The sequence below is a fragment of the Mesorhizobium sp. M0029 genome (assembly GCF_040323735.1).
Taxonomy (GTDB): domain Bacteria; phylum Pseudomonadota; class Alphaproteobacteria; order Rhizobiales; family Rhizobiaceae; genus Mesorhizobium.
Window position 1 is genome coordinate 26,331 of the sequence record NZ_JAMYVF010000018.1, and the last position, 20,079, is coordinate 46,409.

The 20,079-nt window shown below is 63.1% G+C and carries 29 protein-coding genes; 15 read left to right on the forward strand and 14 right to left on the reverse strand.

The window, feature by feature from the left end:
- Positions 1-5 precede the first annotated feature (5 nt).
- The gene (locus tag NKJ76_RS24995; RefSeq protein ID WP_352538602.1) at positions 6-821 is read left to right on the forward strand and encodes an oxidoreductase; all 816 of its coding nucleotides are present in this window, start codon (positions 6-8) and stop codon (positions 819-821) included.
- 68 nt (positions 822-889) lie between these two features.
- Positions 890-1,891, forward strand: coding sequence for an NADP-dependent oxidoreductase (locus tag NKJ76_RS25000; protein ID WP_023818414.1), 1,002 nt, complete (start codon positions 890-892; stop codon positions 1,889-1,891).
- Between the two features lie 97 nt (positions 1,892-1,988).
- On the opposite strand, the gene NKJ76_RS25005 is transcribed toward NKJ76_RS25000, so the two are convergent.
- Entirely contained in the window at positions 1,989-2,906 is a 918-nt protein-coding gene (locus NKJ76_RS25005; RefSeq protein WP_023818415.1) for a polyprenyl synthetase family protein, read from the reverse strand.
- Positions 2,907-3,038: 132 nt separating this feature from the next.
- Between NKJ76_RS25005 and NKJ76_RS25010 the strand changes: the two genes are divergently transcribed.
- The 4 genes from NKJ76_RS25010 to NKJ76_RS25025 all read left to right on the forward strand — a co-directional run bounded on the left by NKJ76_RS25010 (position 3,039) and on the right by NKJ76_RS25025 (position 5,819).
- Entirely contained in the window at positions 3,039-3,746 is a 708-nt protein-coding gene (locus NKJ76_RS25010; protein ID WP_352538655.1) for a biosynthetic peptidoglycan transglycosylase, read from the forward strand.
- Between the two features lie 153 nt (positions 3,747-3,899).
- Entirely contained in the window at positions 3,900-4,082 is a 183-nt protein-coding gene (gene rpmF, locus NKJ76_RS25015) for a 50S ribosomal protein L32 (RefSeq protein WP_008834724.1), read from the forward strand.
- A 196-nt stretch (positions 4,083-4,278) separates the two neighbouring features.
- Entirely contained in the window at positions 4,279-5,226 is a 948-nt protein-coding gene (locus NKJ76_RS25020) for an agmatinase (RefSeq protein WP_352538603.1), read from the forward strand.
- 191 nt (positions 5,227-5,417) lie between these two features.
- A complete protein-coding gene (locus NKJ76_RS25025) occupies positions 5,418-5,819 on the forward strand; it encodes a hypothetical protein (protein WP_023752896.1) in 402 nt (133 codons plus the stop codon).
- A 122-nt stretch (positions 5,820-5,941) separates the two neighbouring features.
- Here the strand turns inward: NKJ76_RS25025 and NKJ76_RS25030 are convergent, their stop codons facing one another.
- The 3 genes from NKJ76_RS25030 to NKJ76_RS25040 form a co-directional block, all read right to left on the reverse strand.
- Entirely contained in the window at positions 5,942-6,373 is a 432-nt protein-coding gene (locus tag NKJ76_RS25030) for a GlcG/HbpS family heme-binding protein (RefSeq protein WP_023733046.1), read from the reverse strand.
- 176 nt (positions 6,374-6,549) lie between these two features.
- Positions 6,550-6,783 (reverse strand): hypothetical protein, encoded by a 234-nt coding sequence (locus NKJ76_RS25035; RefSeq protein ID WP_023684002.1) that lies wholly within the window; start codon positions 6,781-6,783, stop codon positions 6,550-6,552.
- Positions 6,784-6,861: 78 nt separating this feature from the next.
- Complete coding sequence (locus NKJ76_RS25040) at positions 6,862-7,389, reverse strand: winged helix-turn-helix transcriptional regulator (RefSeq protein WP_023818416.1); 528 nt, start codon at positions 7,387-7,389, stop codon at positions 6,862-6,864.
- A 114-nt stretch (positions 7,390-7,503) separates the two neighbouring features.
- Here NKJ76_RS25040 and NKJ76_RS25045 point away from each other — a divergent pair, with 114 nt between their 5' ends.
- From NKJ76_RS25045 to NKJ76_RS25065, 5 genes are all read left to right on the forward strand, one after another.
- Positions 7,504-8,337, forward strand: a complete 834-nt coding sequence (locus NKJ76_RS25045) for an alpha/beta fold hydrolase (RefSeq protein WP_352538604.1) — start codon at positions 7,504-7,506, stop codon at positions 8,335-8,337.
- A 116-nt stretch (positions 8,338-8,453) separates the two neighbouring features.
- Positions 8,454-9,110 carry a glutathione S-transferase family protein gene (locus tag NKJ76_RS25050; protein WP_023690076.1) on the forward strand — a complete coding sequence of 219 codons (657 nt, stop codon included), beginning with the start codon at positions 8,454-8,456 and terminating at the stop codon, positions 9,108-9,110.
- Positions 9,111-9,115: 5 nt separating this feature from the next.
- On the forward strand, positions 9,116-9,442 hold the full coding sequence (locus tag NKJ76_RS25055) for an ArsR/SmtB family transcription factor (RefSeq protein WP_023699361.1): 327 nt from the start codon (positions 9,116-9,118) through the stop codon (positions 9,440-9,442).
- A 23-nt stretch (positions 9,443-9,465) separates the two neighbouring features.
- Positions 9,466-9,840: a nuclear transport factor 2 family protein gene (locus NKJ76_RS25060; RefSeq protein ID WP_352538605.1), complete on the forward strand. Its 375-nt coding sequence runs from the start codon at positions 9,466-9,468 to the stop codon at positions 9,838-9,840.
- A gap of 16 nt (positions 9,841-9,856) precedes the next feature.
- Complete coding sequence (locus NKJ76_RS25065) at positions 9,857-10,321, forward strand: SRPBCC family protein (protein ID WP_352538606.1); 465 nt, start codon at positions 9,857-9,859, stop codon at positions 10,319-10,321.
- A gap of 29 nt (positions 10,322-10,350) precedes the next feature.
- Here NKJ76_RS25065 and NKJ76_RS25070 read toward each other — a convergent pair whose 3' ends face one another.
- From NKJ76_RS25070 to NKJ76_RS25080, 3 genes are all read right to left on the reverse strand, one after another.
- Positions 10,351-10,614 carry an ArsR/SmtB family transcription factor gene (locus NKJ76_RS25070; RefSeq protein WP_352538607.1) on the reverse strand — a complete coding sequence of 88 codons (264 nt, stop codon included), beginning with the start codon at positions 10,612-10,614 and terminating at the stop codon, positions 10,351-10,353.
- Between the two features lie 32 nt (positions 10,615-10,646).
- A complete protein-coding gene (locus NKJ76_RS25075; RefSeq protein ID WP_023683997.1) occupies positions 10,647-11,885 on the reverse strand; it encodes an MFS transporter in 1,239 nt (412 codons plus the stop codon).
- Positions 11,886-11,981: 96 nt separating this feature from the next.
- A complete protein-coding gene (locus NKJ76_RS25080) occupies positions 11,982-12,176 on the reverse strand; it encodes a DUF1192 domain-containing protein (RefSeq protein ID WP_023748336.1) in 195 nt (64 codons plus the stop codon).
- Between the two features lie 146 nt (positions 12,177-12,322).
- Between NKJ76_RS25080 and NKJ76_RS25085 the strand changes: the two genes are divergently transcribed.
- From NKJ76_RS25085 to NKJ76_RS25095, 3 genes are all read left to right on the forward strand, one after another.
- Complete coding sequence (locus tag NKJ76_RS25085; RefSeq protein ID WP_352538608.1) at positions 12,323-13,333, forward strand: NAD(P)H-quinone oxidoreductase; 1,011 nt, start codon at positions 12,323-12,325, stop codon at positions 13,331-13,333.
- 357 nt (positions 13,334-13,690) lie between these two features.
- Positions 13,691-13,831: a DUF1127 domain-containing protein gene (locus NKJ76_RS25090; protein WP_023670143.1), complete on the forward strand. Its 141-nt coding sequence runs from the start codon at positions 13,691-13,693 to the stop codon at positions 13,829-13,831.
- 326 nt (positions 13,832-14,157) lie between these two features.
- Positions 14,158-14,850 carry a DUF1013 domain-containing protein gene (locus NKJ76_RS25095; protein WP_023670142.1) on the forward strand — a complete coding sequence of 231 codons (693 nt, stop codon included), beginning with the start codon at positions 14,158-14,160 and terminating at the stop codon, positions 14,848-14,850.
- Between the two features lie 63 nt (positions 14,851-14,913).
- Here NKJ76_RS25095 and NKJ76_RS25100 read toward each other — a convergent pair whose 3' ends face one another.
- The 3 genes from NKJ76_RS25100 to NKJ76_RS25110 all read right to left on the reverse strand — a co-directional run bounded on the left by NKJ76_RS25100 (position 14,914) and on the right by NKJ76_RS25110 (position 16,523).
- Positions 14,914-15,633, reverse strand: coding sequence for a helix-turn-helix transcriptional regulator (locus NKJ76_RS25100; protein ID WP_023683994.1), 720 nt, complete (start codon positions 15,631-15,633; stop codon positions 14,914-14,916).
- 126 nt (positions 15,634-15,759) lie between these two features.
- Positions 15,760-16,170 carry a hypothetical protein gene (locus NKJ76_RS25105; protein WP_031193200.1) on the reverse strand — a complete coding sequence of 137 codons (411 nt, stop codon included), beginning with the start codon at positions 16,168-16,170 and terminating at the stop codon, positions 15,760-15,762.
- A gap of 182 nt (positions 16,171-16,352) precedes the next feature.
- Positions 16,353-16,523 carry a hypothetical protein gene (locus NKJ76_RS25110; RefSeq protein WP_023670139.1) on the reverse strand — a complete coding sequence of 57 codons (171 nt, stop codon included), beginning with the start codon at positions 16,521-16,523 and terminating at the stop codon, positions 16,353-16,355.
- A 204-nt stretch (positions 16,524-16,727) separates the two neighbouring features.
- Between NKJ76_RS25110 and NKJ76_RS25115 the strand changes: the two genes are divergently transcribed.
- Positions 16,728-16,889, forward strand: a complete 162-nt coding sequence (locus NKJ76_RS25115; RefSeq protein ID WP_023683991.1) for a hypothetical protein — start codon at positions 16,728-16,730, stop codon at positions 16,887-16,889.
- A 9-nt stretch (positions 16,890-16,898) separates the two neighbouring features.
- Here NKJ76_RS25115 and NKJ76_RS25120 read toward each other — a convergent pair whose 3' ends face one another.
- The 4 genes from NKJ76_RS25120 to NKJ76_RS25135 form a co-directional block, all read right to left on the reverse strand.
- Positions 16,899-17,219 carry a hypothetical protein gene (locus NKJ76_RS25120; protein WP_155922469.1) on the reverse strand — a complete coding sequence of 107 codons (321 nt, stop codon included), beginning with the start codon at positions 17,217-17,219 and terminating at the stop codon, positions 16,899-16,901.
- Positions 17,220-17,244: 25 nt separating this feature from the next.
- Positions 17,245-17,958, reverse strand: a complete 714-nt coding sequence (locus tag NKJ76_RS25125) for an SGNH/GDSL hydrolase family protein (protein WP_023737388.1) — start codon at positions 17,956-17,958, stop codon at positions 17,245-17,247.
- Positions 17,959-18,020: 62 nt separating this feature from the next.
- Positions 18,021-18,761: a DUF899 domain-containing protein gene (locus NKJ76_RS25130; protein WP_352538609.1), complete on the reverse strand. Its 741-nt coding sequence runs from the start codon at positions 18,759-18,761 to the stop codon at positions 18,021-18,023.
- Between the two features lie 172 nt (positions 18,762-18,933).
- Positions 18,934-19,959, reverse strand: a complete 1,026-nt coding sequence (locus NKJ76_RS25135; protein ID WP_023816414.1) for a class I fructose-bisphosphate aldolase — start codon at positions 19,957-19,959, stop codon at positions 18,934-18,936.
- Positions 19,960-20,079 lie beyond the last annotated feature (120 nt).

Genomic DNA, 20,079 nt, shown 5'->3' on the forward strand with positions numbered 1-20,079 from the left:
AAAAAATGAATGCGAACTCTGGAAAGACCGCAGTCGTGACCGGAGCCTCTTCGGGCATCGGCCGCGCCAGTGCCGAGGCCTTGGCGCGGGCGGGGTATACCGTCTTCGGGACAAGCCGCAGCAAGGCCGGCAACGGCCCGGCTAAGGTGTCCATGCTGACCTGCGACGTGACCGACGGGGAGTCCGTCAGCGCCCTCGTTGCAACCGTGCTGGCCCAGACCGGCCGCATCGACCTCTTGGTCAACAATGCCGGTGTCGGCCTGCTTGGCGGCGCCGAGGAATCTTCGGTCGCACAGGTGCAGGTTCTGTTCGACGTCAATCTGTTCGGCGTCATGCGCATGACCAATGCGGTGTTGCCGTCGATGCGGCGCCGCGGCCAAGGGCGCATCGTCAACATCGGCTCGATTCTGGGATTGGTGCCCGCGCCATACTCAGCGCACTACTCGGCGGTCAAGCACGCGCTGGAGGGCTATTCGGAATCGCTCGATCATGAGGTTCGCGCCTTCAACATTCGCGTCTCGGTCATCGAGCCGGCATTCGTGCGCACCGTCTTCGACCAGAACGGCATCGAGCCGGATTCCCTATTAAAGGACTACGATCAGGCGCGCGCCGGTCTAAAGGCGCTGCTTGCCGATGAGATGCCCAAGGCCGATCGCCCGGAAGTGGTGGCGGATGTGGTCGTCAAGGCAGCGACCGATGCCCGTCCGCGACGGCGCTACACCGCCGGCAAGGCAGCGCGCCAGGTCAGCCTGCTGCGCCGCTTCGCCCCCGCGGAGATGTTCGACAAGACCTTGCGCAAGCAGTTCCGCCTGCCGGTCTGAACGACGGTGGGACGAAGAATTTCACGCACAAACGGCACGCCAACAGACACTTCCAGAAAGTCACTGCCATGAAGGCATTCGTTGTCGATAAATATAGCAAGAAAGGCATTTTGCGGCTGGCCGAGATGCCGGAGCCGGAGCTGCTGGACAATGACGTCCTGGTCGAGGTCCATGCCGCCGGGGTGAACCTGCTGGATTCCAAAATCAGGACCGGCGAATTCAAACTCGTCCTTCCCTATCGCCGGCCCTTCATCCTCGGTCACGACGTTGCCGGGAGGGTTGTCAGGGTGGGCTCGAAAGTCCGCAAATTCAAACCCGGCGACGCCGTCTATGCGCGGCCGCCCGACGGCCGGATCGGGACATTCGTCGAATTCATCGCAATCGATGAAGCCGACGTGGCGCTGAAGCCGGCGAACCTCAGCATGGAAGAGGCGGCCTCGATCCCGCTGGTCGGTCTGACCGCCTGGCAGGCTCTCATCGAGAGGGCGGGTCTGAAGACAGGCCAGAAGATCTTCATCCAGGCTGGCTCCGGCGGCGTGGGGACATTCGCCATCCAGTTGGCAAAGCACCTCGGCGCGATCGTTGCGACAACAGCGGGCGCGGCAAGCAACGATCTGGTCAGGGATCTCGGCGCCGATGTCGTCGTCGACTACAGGAAGGACGACTTCGAGAAAATCCTGTCGGGCTACGACGTCGTCCTGAACAGCCAGGACGCCAAGACGCTTGAGAAATCCCTGACTGTGCTGAAACCGGGTGGGAAGCTCATCTCGATTTCCGGTCCTCCGGATCCCGAATTTGCCAGGAAACAGGGACTGAACGTGGTGCTAAGGCTGCTGCTGCGGCTGCTGAGCCGTGGTATCAGGACCAAAGCCAAGCGCCGGGGGGTGGGATTTTCGTTCCTGTTCATGTCGGCGCAAGGTGAGCAACTGAGCAAAATCACGTCCCTCATCGAAGATGGGGCGATTCGCCCGGTCGTCGACAGGGTCTTTCCTTTTGAAGCGACCAATGAGGCGCTGGCTTACGTCGAAACAGGACGCGCCAAGGGCAAGGTCGTCGTCAAGGTCAGATAGAGCGCGCAGTTGCTTTGGGGCATTTGAGAGACACCAAAGCAAGGCAGCGCAAGGCCGACAAATTCCGAAAACGGTTCGGCATCCGATCGCCCAAACCTCAGTTGTTGCGGATTGCAACGAAGCTTGCCGCTGCCTTCAGCAAGACTGCCTGTTCACCGTAAGGCTCAAGCAATTCATGGGCCTGCTTGACCAGCCCATGGAGCTGGCTGCGCGCCCAGTTCGCGCCATGCAGCGCGACCAGCGTCGCCTTGCCGGCGGCTGCGTCCTTGCCGGTCGCCTTGCCCATCTGGCTGGCATCGGCGGTCAGGTCGAGCAGGTCGTCGGCAAGCTGGAAGGCAAGCCCGACCGCCGAGCCGAATTCGGCCAGCCGGTCGCGGTCCTGCGGTGCAGCGCCGGCAATGATCGCGCCGGCTTCGCAGGCGTAGCGGATCAGCGCGCCGGTTTTCATCGCCTGCAGCCGGACGATGCCGGCCTCGTCCGGCCTGTTGCGCTCGGCTTCGAGATCGAGCGTCTGCCCGCCGACCATGCCCCCCGTGCCGGCGGCGCGCGCCAGCGCCAGCACCAGCGCCGCCCTGCGCTCCGCCGGCAGCGCCGTCGCCTCATCGGCGAGGACATCGAAGGCAAGCGTCAGAAGCGCATCGCCGGCAAGTATGGCGGTGGCTTCATCGAAGGCCTTGTGCACGGTCGGCTGGCCGCGGCGCAGATCGTCGTCGTCCATGGCAGGCAGATCGTCATGGATCAGCGAATAGCAATGCACGCATTCGAGCGCCGCCGCCACGCGCATCGCCGCCTCGCCATCGGCGCCAAAAAGGGCGGCACTTTCCATGAGCAGGAAGGGGCGCAGCCGCTTGCCGCCGTTCAGCACGCCATGGCGCATGGCCGCCATCAGACGCTCCGGCCGGGCGATCTCGCCGGCAAGCGTGCGGCCGTCGAGCAGCAGCCTGAGCCCGGCCTCGATCGCCGCCGCCCGCCCCAGAAGTGCGGCCTCAAAGGCCAATTGCTCGTCTTTCGTCATGGCCGGGAGCGGTAGCCGACACTCAGACGTTGCGCAAGAAGCCTCGCGCCATTATGCCGGAGGCGGGAGAGTGGCGCGGGTGGGGGCGGCTTGACGGAACCGATCGTCGATCATGAAACCGAAGGGTTTGAGATGGCGCGACCGAGGCGCGTGAACCCCGCCGGTCTGAAGCGCCTCGCCCGGCGTTGCCTGGTCGTCGCCGCCGTGCTGGCGGCGATACCCGTTGGGCTGACCTTCCTCTATCTGCCGTCCTTCGTGCATCCGATATCGACCTTGATGGTCAAAGACCTCGCGACATTTTCCGGCTACGACCGGCGCTGGGTGTCGATCGACGATGTGTCGCCGGTGCTGGCCAATTCGGTGATCATGTCGGAGGACGGTCAGTTCTGCTTCCATCGCGGCATCGATCTCGGCGAATTGCGCGGCGTCGTCGACGATGCGCTGGCCGGCGAGGCGACGCGCGGCGCCTCGACCATCACCATGCAGACGGTGAAGAACCTTTTCCTGTGGTCGCGGCCGCTGGGCTCGGTGCGCAAGGTGGTCGAACTGCCGCTGGCCGTCTATTTCGACGCGGTGATGTCGAAACGGCGGATCATGGAGATCTACCTCAACATCGCCGAATGGGGGCCGGGCGTTTACGGCATCGAGGCGGCGGCCCAGCATCATTTCGGCGTTTCGGCCAAGCAGCTGTCGCGGCGGCAGGCGGCATTGCTCGCCGTCTCGCTGCCCAATCCGATCGCCCGCAATCCGGCCAAGCCCGGTCCGGGTCTGCGGCGGCTGGCGTCGCTGATCGAACGCCGCGCCGGCCGTTCGGGCGCGTATGTCGGTTGTCTTGATTAGGTCGAACCGCTGCCGGCTCAAAAAAAATCGCCACGGTGCTGGCCAAAACGGCGCAGGGCGTGTATAGGCACCCGACTTTCTCAGATTATGGCCCTGACGCGGCCCTTTCACGAGGGCTATCGGGGCATTTTGACCATGTAGTGGAGCATATCCATGGCCGTTCCGAAACGAAAAACCTCTCCGTCCAAGCGCGGCATGCGCCGCTCGGCCGACGCTCTCAAGGCCCCGACCTATGTCGAGGACAAGAATTCCGGCGAAATGCGCCGCCCGCACCATATCGACCTGAAGACCGGCATGTATCGCGGTCGCCAGGTGCTGACGCCCAAGGAAAGCTGAGACCAGCTTTCGAAGGGTTTGAATGCCAAAAGAACCGGCCATTGGCCGGTTTTTTTGCGTTTGGTGCGCGTCGCGCCGCCAACTATGCCAAAGACCGGGCGTCCGTGGCGATACAAGCTGCGGCGGCGGTGCTGTATTGAGTGATGCCTTGTCGCGGCGCTTCCGCGCGATGATCGGCCGGCTTCAGAGGGACCGCATGACCAAGCTCACCACAGCACCGCGCGATATCTTCCAGACCTTCATGAACTTCCCGCTGGTCGAGGACCTCGATGCGCTGAAGGCGGATGTCGCCATCATCGGCATGCCTTACGGCAGTCCCTACACGATCGACGAGTTGGTCAACGACCAGACCAACGCGCCGACGGCGGTGCGGCGCGCCTCGCAGCGCATCAGCCTCGGGCTCGACCGCTATGATTTCGACATTGGCGGAACCCTGTTCGACGGGCAGGACGTCAAGGTGGTCGATGTCGGCGATGTCCCCGGCGATGCCGCCGGCGGCCACTACAGGTTGGCCGAAGCGGCGATCCGAAAGATCCGCGTCGCCGGCGCCTTGCCGATCACCATTGGCGGCGATCACGGCATTCCGATCCCGATCCTGCGGGCGCTTGACGGCGAAGGGCCGATCACCCTGGTTCAGATCGATGCCCATCTCGACTGGCGCGACAATGTCAACGGGGTCAGCGAAGGCTATTCCAGCCCCATCCGCCGCGCTTCGGAGATGGCGCATATAGCCGGGATTTTCCAGCTCGGCATCCGCGGCCAGGGCAGCGCCCGGCTCGAGGAGGTCGAGGCGGCCCGCGCCTACGGCTCCAACATCGTCACCGCCAATGAATGGCAGGATATCGGTACGGCGGCGCTGCTCAAGCGCATCCCGGACCGTGGCCGCTATTACCTGACCATCGATGCCGACGGTCTCGATCCCGCTGTCATGCCGGCGGTCGAAGGGCCGGCGCCTGGCGGCATCAGCTACCGGCAGACGATCGAACTGATCAAGGGGCTGTTCGCCAAGGGACGTGTCGTTGGCATCGACATCGTCGAGATCGCGCCGGCGCGCGACGTCAACGAGATCACCTCGATGACCGCCGGCCTTTTCATCCTCAACGCTATCGGCGCCGCCGTGCGGACAGGCCAGTTCAAGCGCTGAATCCCGGCGTGTCGGTGGTCAGACGGGCAATTGCGGCTGACAGGGTTGTTTCGCGCGGTCTTTTTCCGTGTTTGCGGGCGCTAGCGAAAAATCTTGACGGCGTGCCTGCGGGGCATTCTACAGAAGGTGCCCCCATGTTTACGCAATTCTTGTAGGAAGCCGCTTTCCTGGATTGCTAGAGGAGACGCCTGATGTTCGGTGCCATCCCGCTGCTGATCGTGCCCTTTGTGGCCTACAATCTCGGACTCCTCGGAATATTCGGCAGCGGCGACGATCCTTGGGCGACCGAGATCTTCTCGTTCAGCATGATGTCGGGCGGGGTGTTCTCGATGACGCTCGGCGACCTGATGGTGGTGGTCGGGCTGATCTTCCTGTTCCTGGAAATGGTGAAGTCGGTGCGCACCACCAACGCTTCGATCATGGACCATCTGTTGTCGACATTGGTCTTCGTGGCGTTCCTGGTCGAATTCCTGCTGGTGAAGGGCGCGGCGCACTCCGTCTTCTTCACGCTGATGGTGATCGCCCTGTTCGATGTGCTGGCCGGGTTTTCGGTGTCGATGCGGTCGGCGAGTAGAGACATAAATTTGAACTAGCCGCCTTCGTTGGATGGTCGCATCCGTTCGCGATTGGCGTGGCTGCTCTTTCTGGTCGTCATCCCGGGGTCTGCGCCGCGTAGCTTCGCTCCTGCTTCGCCCTGGGATGACGAAGCTCCCCCTCAGCCCGGATCGGCAGTGAAGCCGGCGGCTTCGATGCCGGCGATGGCGGCGGCTTCGTCATTGTCCGACGTATCTCCCGAAATTCCGACGGCGCCGATGACGGCGCCTGCCTTGTCGCGGATCAGCACGCCGCCGACGACCGGCAATACGCGTCCACCCGAGACGTCGGAAATGCCGGCGACGAGATGCGGCCGCTCCTTGGCGAAAGCCTCGACACGGCGCGAGCCCATGCCGATGGCCAGCGCCCCATAGGCCTTGCCGGCCGACATTTGCGGGCGCAGGAACGAGGCGCCGTCCTGACGCTGGAAGGCGACGAGATGCGCGCCGGCATCCAGCACGGAAACGCCGAGCGGTTTGAGCTTCATCTCGGCGCCCTTGGCGAAGGCGGCGTCGATGATGTGCTTGGCTTTTTCGAGGGTCAGTGCGGTCATGGCTGTCTCCTGATCAAAACGCGTCAATCATCGACCTGACATGCGGGATGCGAAATCCCGGTTGCGGTTGAAATTGCTTCGCGCGGGAAAGCGGAAATGGCGAGCATTGCTGATCGTGGCACATGGCGGATACGATCCGCCGGCATCCAGATCGGGCGTCGATGAAGAAGGCCGCGCTATTTTTTCTTGGCTCGGGGCGCTTTCTTGACCGGAACGGCAGGGGCGTTGGCGAGGTCTTCCGCTTCCTTGGCAAGGCGCAATGCCCGGAGCTTGTTGGTCTTGGCCTGGCGGGCGTCGGCCTCGGCGACATACTCCGCCATCGCCTTTTGCCGCACCGTGGCGGCCTCTTCCTGCTTCTTGAAACGCATATCTGCCCGGGCGCGGGCAGTATCCTTAGAGTTCTCGACCAAGAGCGTTATCCATCCCATAAATTATGTTTTTCAGCCCCTTGATAGCAGAGCCGGCCTGATAATGGGGAAATAAGTTGGTCAAGCGGCCGGGGCCTGGATGCCGCTCGACGCCTTGCGGGCGACCACCGCCTCATATCCGGCCTGCAATGTAGCGCGGACGGAAGGCTGCGCGGGTGTGGCGACAGGCATGCCCAGATGGTCGTGGCGCAACTCGTCCATGAACTGCTCCCACATTGGCGGCCCGCCTTTCTCCAGCAGCTCGGCGCGGATCGAAAGCTCCTCGCTCACCGGCAGCCAGACGCGGCCCCAAGCGCCGAGATGCGCCATGATCGGCACCAGCGTGATGGCCATCTCGGTCAGGCTGTAGATCGCCTTCTGCTTGTGCGAGGGGTCGTCGGCCTTGGTCAGCATGCCGAGTTCCATCAGCCGCTTCAGCCGGTCGGCCAGGATATTGGAAGCGATGCCCTCGATCGAGCCGTTGAGCAGTTCGCGAAAGTGGCGTTTGCCGCCAAAAATCATGTCGCGCAGGATGATCAGGCTCCAGCGATCGCCGAACACTTCCAGCGACAGATTGATAGGGCATCCCGAGCGGTGTTCGGTTTTCATCCGACTCTCCTCAAAAACCAGTTGCATTATCGTATCAGTTTTATTATCGTGCAACCGATTGCAAAACGCAATCAGTTTGGTTGGCCTTTGATTGGCCGATGCGAGGAGAGTCCCATGACACGGGCCGCAGCACCCGAAATCGTCTCCCAGACGTTTGGGGATCCCGGCCATCCAACCGTTCTGCTGATCATGGGCGCCATGGCCTCGATGCTGTGGGGGCCGGAGGCGCTCTGCAAAAAACTCGCCAGCGAGGGCCGTTTCGTGATCCGCTACGACAATCGCGATACCGGCCTGTCGACCAAATATGCGCCGGGCGAGCCGCCGTATACCTTCGACGACATGGCGGACGATGCGGTGCGCGTCCTCGACGGTTGCGGCATCGGCAAGGCGCATGTGGTCGGGATGTCGATGGGCGGCATGATCGCGCAACGACTGGTGTTGAAACATCCCTCGCGTGTCATCACACTGACGGTGATCAGCAGTTCGCCGGTGGGGATCGATACATCGCACCTGCCGGGGACGACCGAGGCCTATATGGAGCACTCGGCCGATGGCGCCAAGGTCGATTGGTCGGACCGCGACCAGGTGATCGGCTTCGTCGTCAAGGATGCGCGTGCGATCGCCAGCACCGCGCATCCCTTTGACGAGAAGGCGATGCGGGCGTTCGTCCAACAGGACTACGACCGATCCGGCGGCTTTCTGAGCGCGACCAACCATTTCATGCTGAAGGGCGGCGAGGATCTGAAAGGACGCCTGCGCGAGATCAAAGTTCCGCTGCTCGTCATTCACGGGACATCGGATCCGATCTTTCCGGTCGAGCATGGCGCAGCCCTTGCCGACGCTGTTGCCGGCGGGCGGCTTGTCCGCGTCGAAGGCGGTGGCCACGAACTGCATCCCGACGACTGGGGCACGATCATCGACGCCATCGTGGCGCATACCAAACCCTGAAGGCAGTCTGGAACCTTGACACATTCGCCTCATGGAAATAGTTAAGTAAGCGCTTCAGTGTTGGCGCTGGCTGGCACCGCTCCAGCACCGACGAACCGCAAACAGACGAGCAAAAAATGTCCCTGACGTTCCATTTCCATCCGCTGGCATCGTTCTGCTGGAAACCGCTGATAGCGTTTTACGAGAACGACACGCCCTTCACGCCGGTTATCGTCGACCTCGGCGACGAGCAGTCGCGGGCAGCATTCCTGAAGGTGTCGCCGACCGGCAAGATGCCGGCGCTGCGTGACGATGCACGCAATCGCACGGTGCTGGAATCGACCATCGTCATCGAATATCTGGCCGCGCATTATCCCGGGCCGGTCGAGCTCATCCCGGCCGAGGCCGACCTTGCTCTCCAGGTCCGCCAGGCCGACCGTTTCTACGATTTCTACGTGCAGGCGCCGATGCAGAAGATCGTCGGCGACAGGTTGCGCCCGCAGGACAAGACCGATCCGTTCGGGGTCGATGAGGCGCGCGCGCAACTGCGCAACGCCTATGCGATCATCGAGGAGGAGATGCGCTCGAAACTCTGGGCGGCCGGGCCTACCTTCACCATGGCCGACTGCGCGGCCTCGCCGGCGCTGTTCTACGCCAACAAGGTCGAGCCATTCGGCGACAGCTATCCGGCCGTGAAACACTACCACGACCGCCTGCTCAAGCGGCCGTCCTTCGCCCGGGTCGTCGAGGAGGCGCAGCCCTACTTCAAGTTCTTTCCCTACAATAACGGCTGATCGCGATGCTGCACGATCCCGCCCAGCTCGACCTGATGTTCCAGGCGCTCGCAGACCCGGCCAGGCGCAGCATGGTCGAACGGCTGTCGCGTGGGCCGGCCTCGGTCAGCCAGTTGGCCGAACCGCTGGCGATGTCGCTGTCGGCCGTCGTCCAGCATCTCAACGTGCTCGAAGCAAGCGGGCTGGTGCGCTCGGAAAAGCTCGGCCGCGTGCGCACCTGCCAGATCGCGCCGCAGGCGCTGCGCAGCGCAGAACACTGGATCAACGAACGGCGGCTGACATGGGAGCGTCGGCTCGACCGGCTCGGCGATTTTCTCGCCGGGACCGAATGACCTGAAGCAGAGGAGAAATGACCATGCCCGGCAAAAGCAGAGCGGAGTTGATCCGCGGCTATCTTTCCGCCTACCAGGCGAATAACAAGGCTGCCGTCGCGGCGGTGCTCGCCGACGATTTCACCTTCACCAGCCCCTATGACGACGCCATCGACCGTGCGACCTATTTCGAGCGCTGCTGGCCGGACAGCCCGGCCTTCAGCTCGATCGTCATCGAGCGGATATGCGAGGACGAGGACGCCGCCTTTGTCCTCTATCGCTGCGAGACGGCGGACGGAAAGACCTTCCGCAACACCGAACTGCATCTGTTCCATGACGACAGGTTGCGCGCCGTCGAAGTCTATTTCGGCGCGTCCTATCGCGACGGCGTCTTCGTCGCGCAGAAACCATCAAGCTGACCAAGAGGACCTGACCATGGCCGAACGATCCGTCGTCCACTCCACCTTCGTCCTCGAGCGCCTCTATTCAGTTGCACCGGCGAAAGTCTATTTCGCGCTCAGCGATCCGGCCGCCAAGCGGCGCTGGTTCGCCGACCCCGACAACCCGATGACCCACAGGCACGAAATGGATTTTCGCGTCGGCGGCCAGGAGGTCAATGCCGGCGGGCCGAAGGACGGGCCGATCCACACCTATACCGCCACCTATCAGGACATCGTGCCCAACCAGCGCATCGTCTACAGCTACGACATGCTGTTCGGTGATGTCAGAATCTCGGTTTCGCTGGCGACAATTGAGCTTCGCCCGGAAGGCACGGGCACGCGTCTGGTGCTCACCGAGCAGGGCGCGTTTCTCGATGGGCACGACACACCGTCATCGCGCGAGCATGGTACCGGATTCCTGCTCGATGCGCTGGGCAAGGCGCTGGCAACGGACACTTGAAAGCCAGGGAGGCGAGCTGGAATCGCGGCCTATGCTTCCCAGAACTGATCAAGCCAAATATTGAGGTTGAGGAAGCCGCCACTGCTGACTGTATAGACCCGCCTCGTGCCCTCGGCCTTGGCCTGAACCAGACCGGCGTCCAGCAACACTTTCAAATGCTGGGACACGGCCGGGCGGGAGACTGGCAGGCCCGAAGCCAGTTCGTTGACGGTTTTCGGGCCACGCCGGAGCTCTTCCAGAAGATAGCGCCGGTTGGGGTCGGCAATCGCCATGAAGGCGTCAGAAAAGATCATGCCTATACTTGTGGGGCAAAGCTTTTCAAATCTCAACCGTCGGCTTCCGCTTTTCTGAGCCGCAGTGCTTCAGGGGTGACCGAGCGATCGGCCGGCTGGGTCTTGAAGGCGTCGCGGTCTTCGATCGGCACCGGCGCGCGGCGGCTGATGCGCAGCAACGTGTAGGCGGCGAGGCTGAGATGCGCCAGCGCGGTGGCCAGGAACAGGCCTTCGGGGCGGAGCCAACCCATCAGGGCGGCAGCCAGCAAGGGCCCGATCATGGTTCCGAAGCCATACAGAAGCAGCAGGCCGCCCGAGACCTTGACGAAATCCTCCGATCGGGCGTGGTCGTTGGCATGCGCCACGGCGATCGAATAGAGCGTGTAGGCAAAGGCGCCGTAGGCGGCGGCGAAGACAATGACGAGGACGGCGGAACGCGGTTCGAACAGGAAGATCAGGATGGCGAACAGTGCAGCGCCGAAAGCCGCGCCCGCCAGCACGAAACGGCGGTCGGTCTTGTCGGAGAGGCGTCCGGCCGGAAGCTGCATGGCCGCGCCGGCAATAACGACAAGGCTCATCATCAGTGCGATCTGGGCGGTGGAGATGCCGATACGGGCGCCGTAGACGGCGCCAAGCGTGCCCCAGGCGCCATTGGCGATGCCGACCAACAGGCAGGCGATCGCCGACACCGGCGAGTTGGCGTAGAGGCCTTTGACGTCGAGCTTGACGTCCTGCAGCGGCTTGGGAGACGAAGCCGACGACACCGCGGTCGGGATCAGTGATAGGCAGAACAATATGCCGGTGATCATGAACAGCGACGCCGATCTGACGTCGCCGCCGGCAACGATCATCTGGCCGCCCATGATCGAGGCATAGGTGACCATCATGTAGAGGCCGAAGACGGTGCCGCGGTTCTCGTTGGTGGCCTTCTCGTTCAGCCAGCTTTCGATGACCATGAAGGCGCCGGCCATGGTGAAGCCGGTGAAGGCACGCAGCAGGATCCAGACATATTCGTCGATGATCAGGCCGGTAAGCAACGCCACGATGGCGCCCGAAGCGGCAAAGGCGCCGAACGCCCGGACGTGGCCGGCGCGGCGCACCAGGCGCGGTGCGAAGAAGCAGCCGGTGACGAAGCCACCGGCCCAGGCCGTGCCCATCAGACCGAGCGATGCGGTCGAAAACCCTTCGAGTTGACCTCGCAAGGGCAACAACAGGCCGTGCAGTCCCGAAGCCGCGAGCAGGAAAGCGGTGCCGCGAAGCAGCGAGAGGATCGGCCTGTAGCTTGCAAACATTGTTTGATCCGTCTGGAGATTCGGTGGCGGGGTCTGAAGACAGGCGCATTCGGGCTTTTCGGCGGCGGATGCTCAACGCCGAAACTAACGCGAAAACTAGCCGCGGCGAAACAGGGCTTCGGCCGCCGATTTGGTGCTGCCCTTGGTCTGGAGCTCGGCTTCGAGCCGGGCAATCTCGTCGCGCAGGATGCTGATCCGTTCGGTAAGGTCACCGACCGAAAGCAGCGACAGATCCTGTCCGATCTCATGCGGGCGGGCTTTCTTTTTGGGTTCGTCGTCGAAGATCGCCATCGTCGCTCCTCCCTATTCAGTATTGGGCTGATTTGGCCATTTGCCTGATCCGGCAATCAGCATACATAGGGCAGGGGCGCAGATGCAAACAGCCGGCAAGAAGCTGGCAGCCGGCGACAGACCGGCGGACCCAGACGGGAAATTTCATGGCGAGCGGACATAAAATTCCAGCCACGATGACGGCCATCGCAATCTCGCAACCGGGCGGGCCGCGGGTGCTGAAACCGGAAACGCGCGACGTGCCGGTGCTTGGTCCCGGCGAAATCCTGATCCGGGTGCGTGCGGCCGGCGTCAACCGCCCCGACGTGCAGCAGCGCAAGGGCGCCTATCCGGCGCCGCCCGGCGCTTCCGACCTGCCCGGCCTCGAAGCATCGGGCGAAGTGGCCGCCCTTGGCGACGAGATATCGCGCTGGCGCATCGGCGACCGGGTCTGCGCGCTGACGCCGGGGGGCGGTTATGCCGAATATGTCAAGGTTCATGCCGGCAGCGTGCTGCCGCTGCCCGCCGGCTTCACCCACACGGAGGCGGCCGCGGTTCCGGAAAACTATTTCACCGTCTGGCACAATGTGTTCGAGCGCGGCGGCTTGAAAAAGGGTGAGACGCTGCTGGTCCATGGCGGCTCATCGGGCATCGGCACCACGGCGATCCAGCTGGCGTCGGCCTTCGGCGCGTATGTCGTCACCACCGCCGGCTCGAAGGAGAAATGCGACGCCTGCCTGAAGCTCGGCGCCGACCGGGCGATCAACTACCGCGAGGAGGATTTCGTCGCGGCGGTCAAGGATGCGACCGGCGGCAAGGGGGCCGACGTCATTCTCGACATGGTCGGCGGCGACTATATCGCGCGCAACTACGAGGCCGCCGCGGTCGAGGGCAGGATCGTCCAGATCGCCGTCCAGGCCGGCGCGGTGGCGAGCGCCGATTTCTCGAAAATCATGGTCAAGCGGCTGACCCACACCGGCTCGACGCTGCGGCCTCGCACGGTCGAGTTCAAGGCGGCGCTCGCCGCCGCACTGGAAGCACAGGTGTGGCCGCTGCTCGGCACCCGGAAGGTAGCGCCGGTGATGGACATGATCTTCCCGCTGACCGACGCCTGGCGGGCGCATGAGCGCATGGAAGAGGGCGAGCATATAGGCAAGATCGTTCTCGACGTCGGCTAGATGGGGCGAGATTCAGGTGAGGCCGGCCTGCGAATGGCGGCTCCCTGCGCTTCCGGCCTTCGCCGGCCGAAGCCCTCATGAGGCGTTGCGGCAGTTAAGGCTACGGCCGGCGTAGGCCGGTGCTTCGTACTGAAGTACGCTCCGCTCCGGTTCTCGGGAGCCGCCATTCTCTGCTCGGCCTGACCTGAACCCTCGCGCCATGCTCCGCGCTCAGCCTGTCGGCAAGATGAACAGAAGCTTAATGCTGCAATGCAGCATTTGCATTGCGGCTATGCAAAGACGTCTGTTCAATTCGTGGGCAGCACTGCCTATCTAAGCGTCATCGAAACGATTTGATCCAACAACTGGAGGACAACCATGAACCCGATCCGCGCTTTCCGTAACTGGCGTATGTACAACGAAACCGTGCGCGAGCTGAACAAGCTCAACGCCCGTCAGCTCAGCGACCTCGGCATCAGCCGCGGCGACATCGAGAGGATTGCCCGCAAGGCCATCTAATTCGAAGTCTGGTCGGCCGATGAGGCCTGACCACGCGGCAGAAGCAAGAGCCGCCGCAGACGGTATCCCGTCGCCGGTTCCGAGCCCGCTGGACCCTGTCCGGCGGGTTTTGTCGTTTTGGACCCCCTGTACAACTCGGCATCAATGATCGCCGGAGCCGAGGTCCTCCTGGCCTCCCCCGCTGTCCGGTGTCCGACGGCTGCGCCCTGCGCCAAAAACATTGCGAAACGGCAGCGGAGCGGTTATATAGGCCGCGAATTTCCCATTTTGGTGGCTCTAAACCACCGCCCGCGCGGGAACGCGGGCGAACGAGAAGGATTTTTGAAATGGCCAATACGCTGCTGATGCCCAAGGCGACCGCCGTCTGGCTGGTCGACAACACCGCGCTGTCCTTCGAGCAGATCGCGCAGTTCTGCGGGTTGCATCCGCTCGAGGTCAAGGCGATCGCCGACGGCGAATCGGCGCAAGGCATCAAGGGCATGGACCCGATCATGACCGGACAGCTGACCCGCGACGAGATCGCGCGCGCCGAGAAGGATCCGAACCAGCGCCTGAAACTGTCCGACCCCAAGGTGCGGGTGCCGGAATCCAAGCGCAAGGGTCCCCGCTACACGCCGTTGTCGAAGCGCCAGGATCGGCCCAACGCCATCCTGTGGCTGGTCCGCAACCATCCGGAATTGAAGGACGCGCAGATTTCGCGCCTGGTCGGCACGACCAAGTCGACGATCGAACAGATCCGCGAGCGCAAGCACTGGAATTCGGCCAATCTGCAGCCGATGGACCCGGTGACGCTGGGTCTCGCTTCGCAGATCGACCTCGACATGGAAGTCAACCGCGCCTCGCGCGGCCGCGAGCAGGCGCAGCCTGTCGGCGACACGCTGCTGCCCGCTGCCGTGACCGAGCGCCTGGTGCCGGCGCCGGAGAAGCCGAAGGACGAGGATGCCGAACTGGACGCCAACGCCGTGTTCGCCAAGCTTTCGGCGCTCAAGTCCAAGAAGGAAGATGCGGACGACGAGTGAGGTTTGCGACAGTTCAACAAAAAAGCCCGCTTCGAGCGGGCTTTTTAACTGATAGTCGAAATCTCAGCTGCGCGCCGCCCGGTCCGGCGTCATGCCATAATCCTCGCTGCGCTCGACCGCGCGGTAGAAATCGGCGAGCTGCTTGCCGCGCTCCGGCTTGAAGATGCGGCCGGCAATGACCACCGAGGCGATGCGGTCGATGCGGAAGGCGCGGAAATCGTCGCGCATCTCGCACCAGGCAACCAGCGTCCATACCTTGCCCCAGAACCACAGACCGAGCGGACGGATGTCACGCCCGGTGCCGCGGCCGGCCTCGTCGCGGTAGTCGATGGTCAGCACCTGTCGCTTCTCGACAGCGCGCTCGATCACGTCGATCGCCTCACGCGCGGCGTCGCTCACCACCCACATCGGCGTGTGGATCTCGGTGCGGGCGATGCGGTCCTTCTCGGCGTCGGGCAGGACGGCGCCGATCTTGACCAGCGCCTCGTCGGCCGCACGCGCCATGGCCGCGCCGCCAAAGGCCCGCACCATGCGGGCGCCGGCGACCAGCGCGACGATTTCGTCACGCGTGAACATCAGCGGCGGAAGGTCGAAACCCTCCCTCATCATGTAGCCGACGCCGGCCTCGCCGTCGATCGGCACTCCGGTCGACTGCAAATCGGCGATATCGCGGTAGATGGTCCGCTCGGAAACCTCGAGCCATGTGCCGAGCTTCTGGGCGGTGACCAGCCGGCCGCCACGCAGGTGCTGCACGATCTGAAAGAGCCTGTCGGCACGTCGCATCGTATGGTCCCTCGGCTGCTTGTCTATGAATGACATGGTCCCAAAACCGGTTCCGGGTGACATCCATGTCCTGTTTTATGCTTGTCGTTCTCCCAAAAACCGCTGCGCACTTTTGGGCGACACGCATTATGGTTTAAGTCCTTCGCGCTTGCGCTGCACGGCGACGAATTCCGCGCCGAAGGACAACTTCTTCGTTGTCGGCGTGTTCACGTCGAGCACACGCCAGTACGGCGTGATATCGTTCAGCGTCATGCCGCGTTCGAGATCCTCATTGGCGGCTTCGGCGACGGTTCGCAGATGATAGCCGATGGTGACCGGACATGTCACTTGCGCCCCATGCTCGATGGCGAGCGCGGTGCGCAAGGCGCGTACATCCATCTCGACGCCGTTGGGGATCGTGCGGATGAAGTCATCGACCTGACGGGCCGTCGGCACCAGCATCGGCTGGCCCTCGACGACATCGCCCATTGTGCGTGGCGTCGGCTTCACGCCGTTGACGCCCGGCGTGTTCAGCCTGTCGTTCCAGCTTTTCACCATTCATGTCTCCTGACACGTTTATGGCATGGTGCTCCTGACAGCATTCTGTCAGGAGCCTTCAGCATTGTCCGTAGCAGGCGCCAAAAGTCTTTGCGCCAGCCCAAGGCGTCGCCGCCCGGGGGGCCATGTCAATGATCCGGGCGTTGCGGGGTCCGCATCCAAGCATTGTCATGTAAAACGCCTCAGATCTCGCGAATGCGGCTGTGACCCTCATACATATCCGGCCAGCCAATGTCCTTGCGGATGTCCGCCGGCAAGGAGTTCAGGAAGCGCTGGGTACGGACTTCATTGCGCATCGTGCGGATCTTGCCGACATAGTGCTGTACGCTGTTCAAAATACCAAAGCTGTTCATGACCATCTCCTCTTCTCTGATGGAGACACTATCGCATACCCCTCCTGACAGCAGTCTGTCAGGAGGATGTCAGCTCGTTGAAGAAAGCTGCGAGGTGCTTGGCGGTCGGTTCGGAAACGAGCCTTTTGTCAGGAATGGCCAAGTCGACCGAGACCATGCAAGAACCGCTTTGACAGCCTGTCGCGATGCTGCTCAAAGGCGGGCATGTCGAAACTCCTCGCGCTCGTCATCATCGGCATGATGGCCATTCAGCTGATCAAGCCGCTCGGCTGGCCGGGCCTGAAGCGGCGCGGCGATTTCTGGAAGCTGGCCCTGATCGCCATGGCGGCCATCGCGCTGGCGGGTGCGCTGGGGCACTGGGCATAGCCTTGAGGGTCAGGTCGGGTCCACCGTTCCCATGGCAATCATCCGGATGGCGTTGAGGCTGGGCACGAAGAAGTAATCGCCACCGCGCGTCGTCATGAATTCCGGCAGGTTCGCCGCAATAAAAGGCGTGGCGTTGGCCGGGCCGGCCGGAATGACATGCTTGCTCGATTCGGCGCGGTTGCCGGTCAGCGTGCAGGTGTCGTTGCCGGTTTCGGAATCCAGGCCGTAGCTCATCCATTGCTGCTGGATGATATTCTGGCTCAGATCCATTGGAAGCAGGCTGCAATCAACAGTATTTGGAAATACTCGTGTCAGTTCTCTGAAGCCCACCAGTCCGAGCTTGTGCCCCCTCAGGTCAATCGGCGAGCACCCATCCGACCAGATGTTCGGCCCAGGCGCGGTAACCGGCTTCCGAGGCATGAAAGCCATCGGAGGCAAAGCCGGCCTCAGGGTTGGTGATCGGCAGCCGTGGCGCCGGCACGGCGCCGCGCTCGAAACAGAGGCGCTCGCCCATGCGGTTCATTGCGGTAGCGCGGATTTCGAGTATCTTGCCGAGCAGCGGCGGCATGGCCGGCGCACGGGTGAATTCCAGCACCGGCGACCAGACGACGCGGGCCTCCGGCCATTTGGCACGCGAGGCGTAGAGCAGGCCACCGAACTCCTTCTTGAAGCGCGGTACCGAGTGGAAATTCTTGGTGTCGTTGGTGCCGATGGCGAGCACGATATGCGTCCACGGATCGGCCGACAGATTGGGCAGCACATGGTCGCGGATCTGGCCCGACGTTGCCGAGTTGAAGCCGGCGGCGCGCCAGCGCACGGCAAGGCCGGTTCGTTGCGCGATCATGACGGCAAGCTGCGCGGCAAGCCCGTTCTCGGAATTGCCGATGCCGACGGAAGCGGCCGAGGAATCGCCCAGCACCAGCAGCGAGATGGCCGGCGCCTTGCCCGATATTTCGTGCATGACCGGCCCTTGTGCCGGCAGCATGCGGGTGGTGCGGCGGCGCACGCCGAGGCCCTGCCAGACATAGACGGGGTAGGCGAGCCAGGTAAGAAGGGCCGGGAAGCGCATGGCAATACCGTTAGAGGTTAACGGCAGCCTTAGCGCATGTTTGGGCGCAGGTGAACGCGCTTCTAGTCGCAGCAGTTCGGCTTGTCCGCCTGCTTGTCCTGATATTCGTCATGCAGCCGCACCCAGTCCATCAGGCTATGATAAGGGCCATTTTCGCCGCGGCCCTTCGGTGTCATGTCGAGATAATCGTAAGTGCCGATCTGGGCCTCGCCGCCGCGGGCGCGCGACATAAAGGTAAGGAACATGTCGCCGTTCTCTTCCTTGTAGAAAACACTGGTGCCGGGAAGGTCCTTTGACGTGCGCGGACGCGTCTCGAAATTGTAGGTGGTGTCGCCGGCCGCGATCTGCTTGTCGGTGAAGGAGACCTGCATGTCGAAGTTGAAATCCGAGGCGTAGGACGACACCCAGTCGAATTTCCAGCCCATACGCTGCTTGTAAGGCAGCAGTTCCGCCAGCGGCGCGCGCGCAACCACCACCAGCGACACGTCGTGGTGCCTGAGATGCTGATCGGCGCCGTCTATATGGTCGGCAAGGAAGGAGCAGCCTTCGCAGCGGTGGTTCGATCCTGGCGTCATCATGAAGTGGTAGACGATCAGTTGGCTGTTGGCGCCGAACAGTCCGGCCAGGTTCTTCGGACCCTGCTCGGTCTCGAAGACATAGTCCTTGCGGATTTTCATCCAGGGCAGTTCACGCCGCTCGGCGGCGATGCGCTCACGCAACCGTGTCAATTCCTTCTCGCGCGCCAGATGCGCCTTGTGCGCCTCAAACCAGTCTTCACGCGAAACCACCTTGCTGCGAGTCATGAAGTTCTCCCTGTCTGTTCACCCAAGGACGTTTGGGGTGGGCAGAAACCGACATCGCCGTCAGCTTTTGCCGAAAAGGAGATAAGGATGGACGAACTCCGTCCAAGCCGGGCTTTGCATGAACAAACCCGGGCGCATCGGCCCGGGTTGTATGACAACGGGAGGACTGCGCTCAGGCGGCCTGTTCGAGGCTCGCCGTCCATTGTCCCAGCGCCGCCAGATGGTTCATGTGGGCACGATGGGTGAAGGCGGCCTGGCCGGCGGCGACGTTCGACGCCTTGCCGCTCCAGGCCTTTTGCGGGGCGGCCTGCAAGGCGCGGCCATAGGAGAAGGTCAGCTTCCACGGATGCGGGCCGATGGCGTTGATGGCGTTGAGGTTGGCGGTAGCCTCCTCGTCCGACTGCCCGCCCGAAAGGAAGGCGATGCCCGGCACCGCTGCCGGTACGGTTTCGCGGAACAGTTTTATGGTCTTTTCCGCGACCTCTTCGGGGCTGCTCACCTTGCCCGACTTCCTGCCGGCCAGCACCATGTTCGGCTTCAGGATGGTGCCTTCCAACACAACGCGCGCCGCATGCAGCTCGTCATAGAGCTTGATCAGCGTTGCCTTCGAGATGTCGTAGCAGGTGTCGATGTCGTGCGCGCCGTCCATCAGCACTTCCGGTTCGACGATCGGCACGATGCCGGCCTCCTGGCACAGTGCGGCATAGCGGGCCAGCGCATGGGCATTGGAGGCAATCGAATTGGCCGAGGGCACGCCCTTGCCGGTGTCGATGTCGATCACCGCGCGCCATTTGGCGAAGCGGGCGCCGAGCTTGTAATAATCCGCGAGCCGCTCGCGCAAGCCGTCGAGGCCTTCGGTAACGGTATCGCCGGGAAAGCCGGCGAGTGGCTTGGCGCCGGCATCGACCTTGATGCCGGGGATGGCGCCCGCCGCCTTGATGATGTCGACCAGAGGCGTGCCGTCGGCAGCCTTCTGACGGATGGTCTCGTCGTAGAGAATGACGCCGGAGATGTACTTCGTCATCGCGTCCTTGGCGCGGAACATCATCTCGCGGTAGTCGCGGCGGCTGTCGGCGGTCGATTCGACGCCGATGACGTCGAAGCGCTTCTTGATGGTGCCGGAGCTCTCATCGGCGGCCAGCAGGCCCTTGCCGCCGGCCACCATTGCGGCGGCAATGTCTTCGAGACGTTCGCTCATTTTTGCTTCTCCTTGACGGTGTTGTTCCGCGCTTAAGGGAAGTCTACCGCCAAAGGAATGGCATCGGAAAGCTCGAATCGATTGAAAGTTTCCAGCGCCTCGTTTGACGCCCTCGTCCCG

Bases quoted from the DNA above. Each gene is read 5' to 3' on its own strand.
- NKJ76_RS25125 (WP_023737388.1), bottom strand. From the start codon at position 17,958: ATGCGCTTCCCGGCCCTTCTTACCTGGCTCGCCTACCCCGTCTATGTC.
- NKJ76_RS25020 (WP_352538603.1), top strand. From the start codon at position 4,279: ATGACCAAGCTCACCACAGCACCGCGCGATATCTTCCAGACCTTCATG.
- NKJ76_RS25130 (WP_352538609.1), bottom strand. From the start codon at position 18,761: ATGACTCGCAGCAAGGTGGTTTCGCGTGAAGACTGGTTTGAGGCGCAC.
- NKJ76_RS25080 (WP_023748336.1), bottom strand. From the start codon at position 12,176: ATGGCGATCTTCGACGACGAACCCAAAAAGAAAGCCCGCCCGCATGAG.
- NKJ76_RS25000 (WP_023818414.1), top strand. From the start codon at position 890: ATGAAGGCATTCGTTGTCGATAAATATAGCAAGAAAGGCATTTTGCGG.
- NKJ76_RS25055 (WP_023699361.1), top strand. From the start codon at position 9,116: ATGCTGCACGATCCCGCCCAGCTCGACCTGATGTTCCAGGCGCTCGCA.
- NKJ76_RS25040 (WP_023818416.1), bottom strand. From the start codon at position 7,389: ATGAAAACCGAACACCGCTCGGGATGCCCTATCAATCTGTCGCTGGAA.
- NKJ76_RS25100 (WP_023683994.1), bottom strand. From the start codon at position 15,633: ATGCGACGTGCCGACAGGCTCTTTCAGATCGTGCAGCACCTGCGTGGC.
- NKJ76_RS25090 (WP_023670143.1), top strand. From the start codon at position 13,691: ATGAACCCGATCCGCGCTTTCCGTAACTGGCGTATGTACAACGAAACC.
- NKJ76_RS25085 (WP_352538608.1), top strand. From the start codon at position 12,323: ATGGCGAGCGGACATAAAATTCCAGCCACGATGACGGCCATCGCAATC.
- NKJ76_RS25115 (WP_023683991.1), top strand. From the start codon at position 16,728: ATGTCGAAACTCCTCGCGCTCGTCATCATCGGCATGATGGCCATTCAG.
- NKJ76_RS25070 (WP_352538607.1), bottom strand. From the start codon at position 10,614: ATGATCTTTTCTGACGCCTTCATGGCGATTGCCGACCCCAACCGGCGC.
- NKJ76_RS24995 (WP_352538602.1), top strand. From the start codon at position 6: ATGAATGCGAACTCTGGAAAGACCGCAGTCGTGACCGGAGCCTCTTCG.
- NKJ76_RS25105 (WP_031193200.1), bottom strand. From the start codon at position 16,170: ATGGTGAAAAGCTGGAACGACAGGCTGAACACGCCGGGCGTCAACGGC.
- rpmF (WP_008834724.1), top strand. From the start codon at position 3,900: ATGGCCGTTCCGAAACGAAAAACCTCTCCGTCCAAGCGCGGCATGCGC.
- NKJ76_RS25095 (WP_023670142.1), top strand. From the start codon at position 14,158: ATGGCCAATACGCTGCTGATGCCCAAGGCGACCGCCGTCTGGCTGGTC.
- NKJ76_RS25135 (WP_023816414.1), bottom strand. From the start codon at position 19,959: ATGAGCGAACGTCTCGAAGACATTGCCGCCGCAATGGTGGCCGGCGGC.
- NKJ76_RS25045 (WP_352538604.1), top strand. From the start codon at position 7,504: ATGACACGGGCCGCAGCACCCGAAATCGTCTCCCAGACGTTTGGGGAT.
- NKJ76_RS25005 (WP_023818415.1), bottom strand. From the start codon at position 2,906: ATGACGAAAGACGAGCAATTGGCCTTTGAGGCCGCACTTCTGGGGCGG.
- NKJ76_RS25050 (WP_023690076.1), top strand. From the start codon at position 8,454: ATGTCCCTGACGTTCCATTTCCATCCGCTGGCATCGTTCTGCTGGAAA.
- NKJ76_RS25060 (WP_352538605.1), top strand. From the start codon at position 9,466: ATGCCCGGCAAAAGCAGAGCGGAGTTGATCCGCGGCTATCTTTCCGCC.
- NKJ76_RS25025 (WP_023752896.1), top strand. From the start codon at position 5,418: ATGTTCGGTGCCATCCCGCTGCTGATCGTGCCCTTTGTGGCCTACAAT.
- NKJ76_RS25010 (WP_352538655.1), top strand. From the start codon at position 3,039: ATGGCGCGACCGAGGCGCGTGAACCCCGCCGGTCTGAAGCGCCTCGCC.
- NKJ76_RS25065 (WP_352538606.1), top strand. From the start codon at position 9,857: ATGGCCGAACGATCCGTCGTCCACTCCACCTTCGTCCTCGAGCGCCTC.
- NKJ76_RS25030 (WP_023733046.1), bottom strand. From the start codon at position 6,373: ATGACCGCACTGACCCTCGAAAAAGCCAAGCACATCATCGACGCCGCC.
- NKJ76_RS25110 (WP_023670139.1), bottom strand. From the start codon at position 16,523: ATGAACAGCTTTGGTATTTTGAACAGCGTACAGCACTATGTCGGCAAG.
- NKJ76_RS25075 (WP_023683997.1), bottom strand. From the start codon at position 11,885: ATGTTTGCAAGCTACAGGCCGATCCTCTCGCTGCTTCGCGGCACCGCT.